Origin of the sequence: Dyadobacter linearis, assembly GCF_907165045.1 — a bacterium.
GTDB lineage: Bacteria > Bacteroidota > Bacteroidia > Cytophagales > Spirosomataceae > Dyadobacter > Dyadobacter linearis.
This window is the reverse complement of the sequence record NZ_CAJRAU010000002.1, coordinates 422,518-435,045: the sequence shown is the minus strand read 5'-3', so window position 1 is coordinate 435,045 and position 12,528 is coordinate 422,518. Positions and strand designations below refer to the sequence as shown.

Below are 12,528 nucleotides of genomic sequence, written 5' to 3'. Positions count from 1 at the left end.
ATTCCAAAAGTAAAATACTGTAAAAAAGTATTAATAGTATATAATGTATATTACACATAGGCAGCAATTCTTTGACAATCTGGCCCAAACTTCTGACTATCCATTAGCACTTGAAATAGAGAAAGCGGAGGGAGTATACATGTTTGGCGCAGACGGAAAAAAATATATTGATCTGATTTCAGGTATTGCGGTTAGTAATGTCGGTCACCGGCACCCGAAGGTTATCGCTGCGATTCACGAGCAGTTGGAAAAACATATGCATCTGCTGGTATATGGCGAATTCGTGCAGAGTACGCAGGTGAGATTGGCGAGCGCATTGACTAAAACACTCGATTTGTCCCCTCCTAACCCCTCGCCTTTTGGCAAAATTGACAACGTTTACTTCACGAATTCGGGAACCGAAGCGACAGAGGGAGCGATGAAACTGGCGAAGCGATTTACCGGACGTAGCGAATTTGTTTCCTGCTTCAATGCATATCACGGCGCTACTCAAGGCGCTTTAAGTTTGGCAGGTGCTGATTTTTTCAAGCAAAATTTCCGCCCGCTTTTGCCGGGCATTAAACATATTCAACACGGTTTACTGGCTGATCTTGAACAGATTACCAGCAAAACCGCAGCTGTTGTGATTGAAGTGATCGGAGGGGAATCGGGCGTCAGCATACCGGAAGTTGAATATTTGATCCAGCTTCGCAAGCGCTGCTCGGAAGTTGGCGCACTGTTAATCCTGGACGAGATTCAAACTGGCTTCGGCCGCACGGGTACTTTCTGGGCTTTTGAACAATTCGATATTTACCCGGATATTTTACTGAGCGCCAAAGGAATGGGCGGCGGAATGCCGATCGGCGCTTTCATGGCATCACAGGAAGTAATGAGCGTTTTTAAGAACAATCCAATTCTCGGTCATATCACGACTTTCGGCGGTCACCCGGTTAGCTGCGCCTCCTCGCTTGCGGCGTTAGAAGTCGTTTTGGAGGAAAACTTGCATTCCTCGGCAATAGAGAAGGGTAAGCTATTTAAATCTTTGTTGAACCATTCAGAAATCAGCGAAGTGAGGGGAAAAGGATTGATGCTTGCAGCGCAGATGGAATCTTTCGAAAAACTAAAAAATACAATTGACCGCTGCATTGAAAACGGGGTGGTCACCGACTGGTTTCTTTTCTGCGACAACGCAATGCGAATCGCCCCTCCGCTCACCATTAGCGAGGAGCAGATTCGGGAAGCCTGTGCAGTAATCATTGATGTTTTGAACAACTAAACCTTGACTTATGGAATATTCGATAGAAAATGACAGTCTTAAAATCAGCGTGAAAGAGACCGGCGCTGAACTGTGCCGCATTCAGTCAAAAGTTACGGGAAAGGATTTTTTGTGGGACGCCGATCCAGCCGTTTGGTCAAGCTATGCGCCGGTTCTATTTCCGGTAATAGGTGCTATTAAAAACGGTTTTGTTAAATATCGGGGTCAGGAGTATGCAGTGCCGCGGCACGGGATTGTTCGCAATAATGCGAATGTGAAGCTTGTCGACCGCTCTGAAACTAGTCTCACTTTTGGATTGAAATATTCAGATGAAACGCTTGCTATCTATCCTTTCGAATTTGAGTTCAGAATAACTTATAGTTTGTCAGCGCATAAACTAATTGTAAATCACGAAATCACAAATCACGGAACCGGAGAAATGCTTTTTTCCCTAGGCGGCCACCCAGCGTTTAAATGCCCGATGAATGCTGGCGAAACTTATGAAGACTATTACCTTGAATTTGAAGCCATTGAAAATGATTCTACCTGGTTACTAACCAAAGACGGACTGGTAGGAACTGAAACTCGGAAGATATTTGATAACACCAATATTCTTCATTTGAATCACCATTTGTTTGACAATGATGCATTGATATTCAAGCATTTAGTATCTAAACAGGTAAGTTTTCGAAGTACCAAATCCCCACAGGTAATAACCGTCCACTACCAAGACTTCCCCTATCTCGGCATCTGGGCCAAGCCAAACGGAAATTTCATCTGCATAGAACCGTGGCTTGGCATAGCAGATAGTGCGGATTCTGATCAGAATTTTGAAACGAAAGAGGGAATATTAATCTTGCCGGCTGGACAAGATTTTAAGGCGAGTTTCACTATCGAGATAAACGAATAGGCTGAATTTTGGCAGTATAACTCAAAGTTTTACTGCCAAAAGTTCACTTCCCAATTTATGCAAAGCTGCTTCTATTTTCTTCACCTGTGCAGGTCGCGGCTTCTTCAAGCCGGATGCATAGTGGTTTAATAACTTCTCGTTAATTCCCGTAATTTTCGCAATCCCAGTCTGGCTGAATATCCCTTTATAGTATTGTAAAAAGCTGCCAACGTCCAGCTTCCATTCGATCTCATATTCGCCTTTTAGTGCGGCGGGAATATTTTTATCATCGAATGATTTTATGATCTCTATGCATTCAAACACTGACTTTTTCACTTCCTCAATGGTAGCCCCACCACCGTTTATTCCCTTAACATTTTCGGAATGAGCGCCAAAAAAGTCTTTGCTCCGCGCTATGATTACTTTAATGATTTTCATTTCTTCTCTAAGTCTAGGCCCATAATCTTGATAGCTTCCAAACGCGTAGGTTCTGCCATTTCCTTGGAACCATGATTGGCAACAGAAAAGGTTTTGTTACCCTTTTTATAAATGTAGTGGCTCCCTCGTGTTCTAACATGTAACCAACCGTTGCGTCGGATAATCCGATGAAATTCTGAATATTTCATAGTGTGTGGTCAAGTATAAAAGTATACAATAATATACCTTTCTACAAGCACTCACAAAAAAAGCCCCCAATCGGGAGCTTTCATTTATCTATCGGTAGAAGGCTGTTTATACAGTAGCTTCGATTTGTGCATTCAATTTGTCTTCAAGCGTTGTCTTAGGTACAACACCAACAACTTTATCAACCAATTGTCCGTTTTTGAAGATCATCAAGGTCGGGATACTACGGATACCAAATTTTGCAGGTACCGAAGAATTCATATCCACATCCATTTTACCGATAACTGCTTTTCCTTCGTATTCTCCGGCAAGTTGCTCTACAACCGGCCCGATCATTTTACAAGGTCCGCACCACTCTGCCCAGAAATCAACAAGTACTGGCTTGTCGCTTTGGATCAATTCTTCAAAGGTGCTATCGGTAATTTCAAGTGCTTTTCCCATGTTACAAAATGTCTAATGTTTTTTATAAATCTGATATAATAAGGATTTTTAGTATCTAAAAGTTCCTCATTTATTTTCAATAAAACTCAGTTCAAAAAGAATTGTACCCCGTGAAATCCGCGTAAAACTTTGAACAGATCGTTGGTAGGCGCAACGCGGTAACCACGTGAAAGCATCTCCACTTCCAGCCGGGTTTCTGGGTCCACAACTGTCATATTCACAGCACATTGGCCAGGGTGATGACTGAAAGTATCATTAAGCAAATGGATAAACTGCGCGTCAATCTGATCCAGAGTAAGGTTAATGCGAATCTTTCTGCACATTTTCCCCATAATCTCAGGTAGCAGTTGTATTTGAGAAATCTTAAATTCAAATTGGTCTTCCTGTTTCCAGCGATTTTGAACCTTACCTTTTATATATAAAAACTGCCCTGTCTGCAGATAGTTCTTAAAGCGAATATAGTCCTCGCCACCCAGAAGCATTTCAATTGAACCTTTGTAATCTTCCAACTTGAAAATCATAAAAAGGCTTCCATTTTTCGACATTCTTTCCTGGGCGCTCGTCACAATACCGGCCACACAAACTTCCTTCCCGAAATACCTCGGCGACCGCTCACCCTCAGCAATTTCCATTAATTTATCCACGGTACAATTACAAAAATTGTCCAGCTCAACACGGAAAGTATCAAGCGGGTGCCCGGAGATGTAGAATCCAACCACTTCCTGCTCGTAACGCAATTTGGCCAGATCGTCCCACGGACCGACATCTGCCGCTTTCGGCTTTGCCAGCAATGACCCTCCATCGCCCAGCATTCCAAAAAGTGAAGCCTGCGCCGACGATTTTTCTGCGTGGTAGTTATTGGCGTAACGAATTAATTTCTCAATAAAAGTGCCGTTTTCACCAGACTCAACCGCAAAATAATGTGCGCGATGATATTCAGCAAAACAGTCAAAGCCGCCCGCATAAGCCAGACTTTCAATCGTTTTTTTATTGACGGTTCTTAAATTGACCCGGGTGATAAAATCAAAAATATCAGCAAATGGACCGCCCGCTCCACGTTCTTCTATAATCGACTCAACAGCGGCATCGCCGCTGCCTTTTACACCCGCCAAACCAAAACGAATCTCGCCTCGGCTGTTTACGTTAAACTGCCGATCCGACTCATTTATATCCGGGCCTAAAACGGTTATTCCCAAAGCTTTACATTCTTCCATAAAGAATGTGATCTTATCAATGTTACCAAGCGAGCTTGTCAATACCGCCGCCATATATTCGGCTGGATAATGCGCTTTGAGATAGGCGGTCTGATACGCGACAAATGCGTAACACGTTGAGTGTGACTTGTTAAACGCGTACGATGCAAATGCTTCCCAGTCGGTCCAGATCTTTTCGAGCTTCTTGGTATCCAATCCCCTTTCTGCACCGCCTTTCATGAAATCGCCTTTCATTTTGTTCAGCGTCTCAATCTGCTTCTTACCCATCGCTTTCCGCAAAGTATCCGCCTGGCCTTTTGTAAAACCGGCGAGTTTTTGCGAAAGAAGCATTACCTGCTCCTGGTAAACTGTAATCCCGTAAGTATCAGACAAATACTCTTCCAGCTCAGGCAAATCGTAGGTAATTTCCTCGTGCCCGTTTTTACGACGGATAAAGTTCGGAATGTATGCGATCGGGCCCGGCCGGTACAATGCATTCATCGCGATTAAGTGCTCAAAACGGTCGGGAATGAGGTCGCGCATGTGCTTTTTCATCCCGTCGGATTCAAACTGGAAAATCGCATTGGTTTCTCCTCTTTGAAACAATTCAAAAACTTTGGGATCGTCGAGCGGCACATCGTCGATAACGATCTCAATATTATGGTTTTGTTTGATGAGGCGCAGCGCTTCCTTGATAATAGTAAGGTTTCGCAGCCCCAGAAAGTCCATTTTAATAACACCCGCATCCTCAATGATCTTTCCCTGATATTGGGTGATCAAAAAGTCGGAGTCTTTGGAAGTACTAACCGGGATAATTTCTGTCAAATCACTTGGCGCGATGATGATACCGGCTGCGTGAATACCTGTATTCCGGACTGTCCCTTCGAGTCGACGGGCTTCCTGTAAAACGCTGGCTTGCAAATCTTTACCTAGTGCGATCTGCCGCATTTTCTTGACATTATCAAGTTCTTCAGGCGCAATACCTTCTTTCTTGGTCAAACTACCTTCTCCTTCCAGCGGCGCTGTAAAGATCCGGTTTAGCGTCATATTATAGGTAGGCTTATCCGGAACCAGCTTGGCCAGTGCATTCGCATCTGCCAGAGGAAGATCCATCACGCGGGCCACGTCTTTTATAGCGGATTTCGCGGCCATTGTACCATAAGTAACAATTTGCGCTACCTGGTTGTAACCATATTTTTTAACCACATAATCGATCACTTTCTGCCGGCCTTCATCATCAAAGTCCGTATCAATATCAGGAAGTGAAATACGGTCAGGATTCAGGAAACGCTCAAAAAGAAGATCGTACTTAATAGGGTCGATATTGGTGATACCCGTTGCATAAGCCACTACGGAGCCAGCCGCAGAACCACGGCCAGGACCGATAAAAACGCCCATTTTTCGTCCGGCATCAATAAAATCGGCCACGATCAGGAAGTAACCCGGAAAGCCCATATTCCGGATCGTGTTCAATTCGAAGTTCAGGCGATCCTCGATCTCAGGCGTAATGGTACCGTATTTAAACTTCGCCCCTTCGAAAGTAAGGTGTTTTAAGTATTCCCATTGATTGAGCACATCAGCTGTAAGCTCTTTTTTCCCAGCCATTTCCGACAAAGTATGTGTCTTGAATTCGTCGGGAATCGGGAAGTTGGGGAGCAGAATATCTTTTCTGAGATCAAGTGTTTTTATCTTGTCAACGATCTCATTCGTATTGTCCAGCGACTCGGGTAAGTCGTTGAACAGCTGCATCATTTCGCTCGTTTTCTTGAAATAAAACTGATCATTGAAGAATGCAAAACGGGAGCCTTTAGGAATACCTTTTTCATCGTCAAAATCCTTTGCCGAAGGTGTACTTTGCTTGTCTCCGGTATTGATACACAGCAAGATATCGTGCGCGTTCCAATCTTCCTGATCCACATAATGCGAATCGTTTGAGCAGATCACTTTTACATTATACTTCTTGGCAAATTTCAGAAGTGCTTCATTGACAATATATTGATCGCGGATTTCATGGCGTTGCAATTCGACGTAAAAATCATCACCGAAAAGATCCAGCCACCATTTAAATTCCTTTTCAGCCGCTTCTTCTCCCTGCCTTAAAATAGTTTTTGGAATAATCGCCCCAATGCAGCAGGTCGTCGCGATCAACCCCTTGTGGTATTTAACGATCAGCTCTTTATCGATCCTCGGATATTTACCATACATCCCTTCAATAAAGCCGAGCGAACACATTTTAACGAGGTTTTTATACCCTATCTCATCTTTTGCAAGCAGCAATTGGTGAAAGCGTACGTCCTTTTTATCCTTGGTAAATTGCCTGATATGCCGGTCTTCAACAACATAAAATTCACAGCCGACAATCGGTTTGATCCCCTGCTTGTTTCCCTCGGCCACAAACTCGAAAACACCGAACATATTACCGTGGTCGGTAATCGCGACGGCGGGCATATTGTCTTCTTTGGCCTTTTTGAAAAGCTTCTTAATATCGGCCGCACCATCGAGAAGTGAAAACTGGGTGTGGCAGTGTAAGTGGGAAAATTGCATCTGGAATGGGTTGTATTAGGTCGGATTGGCTGTGCATGAAATCAGTAAACGGTCAATGCTCCGTGGGCTGTTCATACAATACATAATTCATATAATCGGCAAAAGGTTTAAGGAGTTCGATACCTTTTAATACGTGCTTGCCGAAATCCCTGGAAGCCACTTCTTTATCCGTAAAGCGATGGACAAAAAAAAGTTGCTTGCGTTTGAGCAGCTCAATTTCCGGGTGGTCTTTGGAGTAACCTTTCGGTACAGTCTTCAAAGCGTCGCCCTGGATTTCCGGGAAATACGCCTTGAATTTTTCATCTTCAATGATCGCTTTCAGCTCGTCGGCATTATAATCGATTTCCTGTCGGTACCGGGCGAGCTGCTCAGAAGTAGTCTCCCACATTCCGCCACCCAGGAAGGTCTGGTCGCCGGGCTGGATCTGTAAGTAGTAGTCGATCTTGCCTGCACTTTTACCGCCCGGGCCAATGCCGGCTGAAAGGTTATTTTTATAAGGAGCCTTATTTTTCGAGAATCGAATATCCCTGTTAATCCGGAGCAAACACTCTTTCACCTGCAAATTGCCCAGATCCTGAAATTTTCCGACTTCTTCGATCAGATAACCCACGAGCTTCTCCATATCCGCCTTCGCAGCATCATAATGCTTTCTGTTTTCCTGAAACCAATCCCTGTTATTGTTTGCTGCTAATTGACTGAGAAAGTGAAGCGTTGCGGATTCCATTATCTGTTTTTGAAGGTATATTATTCAACTTTACTGCGATTTCTGATCCAATTTAACGAATTTTACAGATTAGAAAACGGAAAACTTCTTAAAACTGGTAACCCGGAGAAAGCTATGAACCGCCCATATTTGTCCAAAGAAAATAAGAAAAAGACTACTGTCACAGTTCCAAACGACGACCGGGAACGATTAAAAGCAGAGGCGGAGAAACAAAAGGTGATTGATTCTTTGACCCGGGCTTTGAATGAAGTGAGGTTAATGGAAGAAGGAAAGATGCCCAAACCTAACATCAACGATCTTTTCAAAGATTAATAGCCCCGCACTAATGATTGAAATCACTTACACACATGAATTTCAGAGAGAATATAAAAGATTGTCGAGAAAGTACTCATCCCTGGAATCGGATATCAAGGGACTTGTCGAAACATTATTGACAAACCCTATGGCAGGAACGCCGCTGGGATCGCAGCTCTTCAAAATCAGATGGCCGGTAACGAGCAAAGGGAAAGGCAAAAGCGGAGGAGTCAGAGTAATCACCTATTTCAAGGTTATTAACAACGAACTTTATCTGTTGGATATTTATGACAAATCCGAAAGAGAAACGATCTCAATCAAAGAACTTCGATCAATAATTCAATCAATAAGATAATACAAGCAACTGAGTATTAAATGGCTAGAATCCTCACAGGCATTCAAAGTAGCGGAAGACCGCATTTAGGTAACATACTGGGAGCTATTGCCCCTGCTATTGAACTTTCAAAAGACCCAAAAAACGAGTCGTTCTTTTTCATAGCCGACCTGCATTCTCTTACTTCATTAAAGGACGGAGGCGAACGTCGGGCCTTCGTAAGAGCGATTGCGGCGACCTGGCTCGCTTTCGGTTTTGATTATAAGAAAAATGTGTTTTGGAGACAATCCAGGGTGCAGGAACACACCGAACTGGCCTGGTACCTAAGCTGCTTCACGCCGTTTCCAATGCTGGCAAATGCCACTTCTTTTAAAGAAAAATCTGAGAAACTCGCCGATGTAAACGCCGGACTATTCACTTATCCGGTATTACAAGCAGCCGATATCTTACTTTATAATGCAAATATTATCCCCGTAGGAAAGGACCAGAAGCAACATCTGGAAATGACCAAGGATATTGCCAGTCGCTTCAATCAACTGGCCGGTGAGGACATATTAGTGTTGCCCGAGCCGCAGATCGACGAGCGGATCATGACAATACCCGGGCTCGACGGTCAGAAAATGAGCAAATCTTACCATAATTATATTGACATTTTTCTGCCGGAGAATGAATTAAAGAAGGTGATCAAAAAAATCGTTTCTGATTCGACCCCGCTGGAAGAACCCAAGGACCCGGACTCAGATATTACTTTCAAATTGTATAGCCTGATCGCATCGCCCGCCGAAATCGAAACGATGCGTGCCAATTACCTGAATGGTGGCTACGGTTACGGCCATGCCAAACAGGCTTTGCTGGAATGCATGCTGGAAAAATTTGCGGAGCCAAGACGGATATTCAATTATTATATGGAGAATGATCCAGAACTCGAATCCATCCTGGTAGAAGGTGAAGAAAAAGCACGCGCTATTGCACAGGAGACGATCGTAAAAGTGCGTAAAGTTCTAGGTTTCAGCTCATGACGGAAACAGTAGAGATGCTCATTCGGTCCGACCAGGAACTTTTCCTCTGGCTTAATGGCTGGCATACACCCTGGCTTGATACGCTTATGGCGTGGATTACCTACAAATACACCTGGTTCCCGATGTATGTAGTTCTGATCGCATTCACGCTGGCCTCTGACAGGAAAAAAGGTTTGGCGGAGTTGATCTTTGTTTTACTCGCAGTCGTGATCGCTGATCAGATTACATCCGGACTGATGAAACCCTACTTTATTCGTTTCCGTCCATGCCACGAACCTGCCCTGGATGGAATGGTGCATGAAGTAACAGGTTGCGGCGGACTTTATGGGTTTGCGTCTTCGCACGCTTCTACCAGTTTCGCACTGGCAATTAGCTGGTTTACGTTTTTAAGAACCAAAGTGAAGTATGCCGGCCTGCTGTTTGCATGGGCCGGTTTATATGCTTACAGCCGCATTTACGTAGGTGTCCACTACCCTGCCGATATATTCATTGGCGCACTGGTCGGGTTGCTGGTCGGCTGGCTTTGTGTCAGGTTGTATTACATTTTTTCGAATAAATTCTATCTTAATTAATTGATTTTGTTTAATTTTGCGCAAATTTTAGTCCATCCATGGGTTCATTCAATACGGTAAAAATATTCTCAGGAAGTCAGTCAGAATACTTGGCAAAAGACATTGCCAGATATTACGGGAAAGAACTTGGCGGATATAATTTACGGAAGTTCGCGGATGGTGAATTGTCGCCAAGCTTCGAGGAATCCGTCAGAGGTTGTGATGTTTTTTTAATTCAATCCACTTTTCCTCCGGCTGATAACCTGATGGAGCTCCTCCTGATGGTCGACGCTGCACGCAGGGCCTCAGCGCATTACGTTACCGTCGTTATTCCTTATTTCGGATACGCGCGCCAGGACAGAAAAGACAAACCCAGGGTCGCTATTGCAGCGAAAGTGGTTGCCAATTTACTCACATCTGTTGGTGTAGATCGCTTGATGACGATTGATCTGCACGCGGGACAGATTCAGGGATTTTTCGATTTGCCCGTTGATCACCTTGAAGGAACATCGATTTTCGTTCCCTACATTAAATCACTTGGCTTGAAAAACCTGTTGATCGCTTCCCCCGATATGGGCGGAGCCGCTCGCGCCAGAAATTTTGCCAAATTTCTGAATGTAGATATGATCCTTTGCGATAAACATCGTAAACGGGCCAACGAAATCGCCAGCATGCAGGTGATCGGTGATGTGGAAGGAATGGACGTAGTGCTCGTCGATGACTTGATCGATACCGGCGGCACGCTCTGTAAAGCTGCCGAACTAATCCTGGATAAAGGTGCTAGTTCTGTGAGAGCGATCAGTACCCACGCTATTATGTCGGGTAAGGCGCACGAAAATATTGCAAATTCTGTTCTTGAGGAATTGATCATCACCGACACTATTCCTTTAAAACAGCAGAATGAAAAAATCCGCGTGTTATCGGTTGCAGAGATATTTGCAAAGGCGATCGGGCGGATCAGAGATCATGAATCTATTAGTTCATTATTTATAAATTATCAGTAAATTTTATTTTTTTTAACTTTCTTAATTAATATTCTTATGAAAAAGCATGAGATTGTAGGGTTTAAAAGAGCGAATCTCGGCAAGACGGAAGCCCAGGAACTACGTTCACAAGGTTATGTTCCGTCAGTGCTGTACGGAGGAAACGAGCAGGTACATTTTTACGCGCCGGCGATGTTGTTCCGCGAATTGCTTTTCACACCGGATATTTTTGATGTGACTCTCAATATTGAGGGAACTATATACAATGCGATTCTTCAGGAAAAGCAATTCCACCCTGTTAACGATTCGTTGATCCATGCGGATTTCTTACAAATTGTTGACGGCAAGGAAATTAAAGTAGACGTACCGGTTAAATTGACAGGTACATCCACCGGAGTAATGAAGGGTGGGAAAATGAACCAAAAATTGCGTAAATTGCGCGTACAAGGTCTGGCTGAAAATATTCCTGACTATGTAGATGTAGACGTGACCGAGCTGGATTTAGGAAAATCTGTTAAGGTTGGTGCAGTAAAAGCTGAAAATTTTGTTATATTGACAGCTGCAAGCAACCCGATCGCCTCAGTAGAGATACCACGTGCGCTTCGCGGTACGCTTAAATAAGTATTTTATTTTTCATGGCTAATAGATGCAAACGTGCCGACCATTGGTCGGCATATTTGTTTATAACCATTCCTCAATTTGCTGCACCAGCACTTCATTGATCCGAACGTAGCTTTCGTGCGTCCAGCCTCCAATGTGCGGCGTGAGTACGACATTGTTCGAAGTCCTTAGATAATCGAATGCATCTTGCTGCGATGGGGTTAGTTTGTTGATCTTCTCATTTTCCAGCACATCCAGACACGCGCCGCGGATCTTGCCGCTTTGCAAGCCTTTCACGACTGAATCCAGTTTCACGATCTCTCCCCTCGACAAATTCATTAGAAAAAAAGGTTTAGCGCATTTCTCTATAAAATCATCATCAATTAAATACCTGCTCAGGTCAGTCAACGGAACGTGCAGGCTGATAATATCTGCCTTTTCCATGATCTCTTCCATAGAGGATTCAGCAGCATATTGATCGCCATAGTGATCACGGTACTTATCATACGCAAGCACTTCGCAGCCAAACCCGCTCAGTCGCTTCGCAGTCGCGCTTCCATTGTTGCCGTAGCCGATCAGTCCGACAGTTTTACCCATTAATTCAATACCCCGGTTCCCTTCGCGATCCCAAATCCCCTGCCGCACTTCCCTATCGGCTTTCAGCAAATTATTAAACAAGCTTAACAGCATTCCCAGCGCCTGCTCAGCTACTGCGTCGCGATTGCCTTTTCCGGCATGAAAAACCTCTACCTGCATGTCTTCGACTACTTTCAGGTCGATCAGATCGAGTCCGGCGCCGGCCCGGGCGATGAAACGCAGCTTTTTACCAGCAGCAAGCAGTTCCTGATCGAGGAGTGTTTTGCTTCGGATAAACAGCCCTTCATACTCTTGCAACGCGGCTTTAATATCCTCCCGACGGTATTCAGGATGGTACGCATATTCCCAGCCACGCGTTTCGAGCATATTAAAAAGAGACGGGTGCATGGAGTCTGCAATGAGGATTTTCATAGGAGCAAAGGATTTTTTGTAACTTGGCGGTTTAAGCCGCTGGCAAAAATAACAGAGATTTGGTCAGCAGAATAGATTCAACCGCATTAA

The 12,528-nt window shown here is 44.2% G+C and carries 14 protein-coding genes; 8 read left to right on the top strand and 6 right to left on the bottom strand.

Annotation, left to right across the window (positions count from 1 at the left end; all coding sequences use genetic code 11):
* Nucleotides 1–43 precede the first annotated feature (43 nt).
* Entirely contained in the window at nucleotides 44–1,255 is a 1,212-nt protein-coding gene (locus KOD92_RS07955) for an aspartate aminotransferase family protein (RefSeq protein ID WP_215233021.1), read from the top strand.
* 10 nt (nucleotides 1,256–1,265) lie between these two features.
* On the top strand, nucleotides 1,266–2,144 hold the full coding sequence (locus KOD92_RS07950; RefSeq protein WP_215233020.1) for an aldose 1-epimerase family protein: 879 nt from the start codon (nucleotides 1,266–1,268) through the stop codon (nucleotides 2,142–2,144).
* Between the two features lie 21 nt (nucleotides 2,145–2,165).
* On the opposite strand, the gene KOD92_RS07945 is transcribed toward KOD92_RS07950, so the two are convergent.
* The 5 genes from KOD92_RS07945 to KOD92_RS07925 all read right to left on the bottom strand — a co-directional run bounded on the left by KOD92_RS07945 (nucleotide 2,166) and on the right by KOD92_RS07925 (nucleotide 7,649).
* Nucleotides 2,166–2,561, bottom strand: coding sequence for a type II toxin-antitoxin system HicB family antitoxin (locus KOD92_RS07945; protein WP_215233019.1), 396 nt, complete (start codon nucleotides 2,559–2,561; stop codon nucleotides 2,166–2,168).
* Complete coding sequence (locus KOD92_RS27680; protein WP_215233018.1) at nucleotides 2,558–2,749, bottom strand: type II toxin-antitoxin system HicA family toxin; 192 nt, start codon at nucleotides 2,747–2,749, stop codon at nucleotides 2,558–2,560. The genes KOD92_RS07945 and KOD92_RS27680 overlap by 4 nt, the downstream gene beginning before the upstream one ends.
* Nucleotides 2,750–2,855: 106 nt before the next feature.
* Nucleotides 2,856–3,188, bottom strand: a complete 333-nt coding sequence (trxA, locus tag KOD92_RS07935; RefSeq protein WP_215233017.1) for a thioredoxin — start codon at nucleotides 3,186–3,188, stop codon at nucleotides 2,856–2,858.
* 86 nt (nucleotides 3,189–3,274) lie between these two features.
* Nucleotides 3,275–6,925, bottom strand: a complete 3,651-nt coding sequence (dnaE, locus tag KOD92_RS07930) for a DNA polymerase III subunit alpha (RefSeq protein WP_215233016.1) — start codon at nucleotides 6,923–6,925, stop codon at nucleotides 3,275–3,277.
* 52 nt (nucleotides 6,926–6,977) lie between these two features.
* Nucleotides 6,978–7,649: a DUF2461 domain-containing protein gene (locus KOD92_RS07925; protein WP_215233015.1), complete on the bottom strand. Its 672-nt coding sequence runs from the start codon at nucleotides 7,647–7,649 to the stop codon at nucleotides 6,978–6,980.
* 114 nt (nucleotides 7,650–7,763) lie between these two features.
* Here KOD92_RS07925 and KOD92_RS07920 point away from each other — a divergent pair, with 114 nt between their 5' ends.
* From KOD92_RS07920 to KOD92_RS07895, 6 genes are read left to right on the top strand one after another with little or no spacing between them, the layout of a single operon-like run.
* On the top strand, nucleotides 7,764–7,961 hold the full coding sequence (locus KOD92_RS07920; RefSeq protein ID WP_215233014.1) for a hypothetical protein: 198 nt from the start codon (nucleotides 7,764–7,766) through the stop codon (nucleotides 7,959–7,961).
* Nucleotides 7,962–7,974: 13 nt separating this feature from the next.
* Entirely contained in the window at nucleotides 7,975–8,298 is a 324-nt protein-coding gene (locus KOD92_RS07915) for a type II toxin-antitoxin system RelE/ParE family toxin (protein ID WP_215233013.1), read from the top strand.
* 20 nt (nucleotides 8,299–8,318) lie between these two features.
* Complete coding sequence (gene trpS / locus KOD92_RS07910) at nucleotides 8,319–9,296, top strand: tryptophan--tRNA ligase (protein ID WP_215233012.1); 978 nt, start codon at nucleotides 8,319–8,321, stop codon at nucleotides 9,294–9,296.
* Nucleotides 9,293–9,868: a phosphatase PAP2 family protein gene (locus KOD92_RS07905; protein ID WP_215233011.1), complete on the top strand. Its 576-nt coding sequence runs from the start codon at nucleotides 9,293–9,295 to the stop codon at nucleotides 9,866–9,868. Before trpS ends, KOD92_RS07905 begins: the two co-directional genes overlap by 4 nt.
* A 38-nt stretch (nucleotides 9,869–9,906) precedes the next feature.
* On the top strand, nucleotides 9,907–10,851 hold the full coding sequence (locus KOD92_RS07900) for a ribose-phosphate pyrophosphokinase (RefSeq protein WP_215233010.1): 945 nt from the start codon (nucleotides 9,907–9,909) through the stop codon (nucleotides 10,849–10,851).
* 36 nt (nucleotides 10,852–10,887) lie between these two features.
* Nucleotides 10,888–11,451: a 50S ribosomal protein L25/general stress protein Ctc gene (locus KOD92_RS07895; protein ID WP_215233009.1), complete on the top strand. Its 564-nt coding sequence runs from the start codon at nucleotides 10,888–10,890 to the stop codon at nucleotides 11,449–11,451.
* 60 nt (nucleotides 11,452–11,511) lie between these two features.
* On the opposite strand, the gene KOD92_RS07890 is transcribed toward KOD92_RS07895, so the two are convergent.
* Entirely contained in the window at nucleotides 11,512–12,438 is a 927-nt protein-coding gene (locus KOD92_RS07890; RefSeq protein WP_215233008.1) for a 2-hydroxyacid dehydrogenase, read from the bottom strand.
* Nucleotides 12,439–12,528 lie beyond the last annotated feature (90 nt).

What these genes read in the sequence shown, in the direction of transcription:
- KOD92_RS07955 (WP_215233021.1), top strand. Translation starts at nt 44, where the DNA reads ATGTATATTACACATAGGCAGCAATTCTTTGACAATCTGGCCCAAACT.
- KOD92_RS07950 (WP_215233020.1), top strand. Translation starts at nt 1,266, where the DNA reads ATGGAATATTCGATAGAAAATGACAGTCTTAAAATCAGCGTGAAAGAG.
- KOD92_RS07945 (WP_215233019.1), bottom strand. Translation starts at nt 2,561, where the DNA reads ATGAAAATCATTAAAGTAATCATAGCGCGGAGCAAAGACTTTTTTGGC.
- KOD92_RS27680 (WP_215233018.1), bottom strand. Translation starts at nt 2,749, where the DNA reads ATGAAATATTCAGAATTTCATCGGATTATCCGACGCAACGGTTGGTTA.
- trxA (WP_215233017.1), bottom strand. Translation starts at nt 3,188, where the DNA reads ATGGGAAAAGCACTTGAAATTACCGATAGCACCTTTGAAGAATTGATC.
- dnaE (WP_215233016.1), bottom strand. Translation starts at nt 6,925, where the DNA reads ATGCAATTTTCCCACTTACACTGCCACACCCAGTTTTCACTTCTCGAT.
- KOD92_RS07925 (WP_215233015.1), bottom strand. Translation starts at nt 7,649, where the DNA reads ATGGAATCCGCAACGCTTCACTTTCTCAGTCAATTAGCAGCAAACAAT.
- KOD92_RS07920 (WP_215233014.1), top strand. Translation starts at nt 7,764, where the DNA reads ATGAACCGCCCATATTTGTCCAAAGAAAATAAGAAAAAGACTACTGTC.
- KOD92_RS07915 (WP_215233013.1), top strand. Translation starts at nt 7,975, where the DNA reads ATGATTGAAATCACTTACACACATGAATTTCAGAGAGAATATAAAAGA.
- trpS (WP_215233012.1), top strand. Translation starts at nt 8,319, where the DNA reads ATGGCTAGAATCCTCACAGGCATTCAAAGTAGCGGAAGACCGCATTTA.
- KOD92_RS07905 (WP_215233011.1), top strand. Translation starts at nt 9,293, where the DNA reads ATGACGGAAACAGTAGAGATGCTCATTCGGTCCGACCAGGAACTTTTC.
- KOD92_RS07900 (WP_215233010.1), top strand. Translation starts at nt 9,907, where the DNA reads ATGGGTTCATTCAATACGGTAAAAATATTCTCAGGAAGTCAGTCAGAA.
- KOD92_RS07895 (WP_215233009.1), top strand. Translation starts at nt 10,888, where the DNA reads ATGAAAAAGCATGAGATTGTAGGGTTTAAAAGAGCGAATCTCGGCAAG.
- KOD92_RS07890 (WP_215233008.1), bottom strand. Translation starts at nt 12,438, where the DNA reads ATGAAAATCCTCATTGCAGACTCCATGCACCCGTCTCTTTTTAATATG.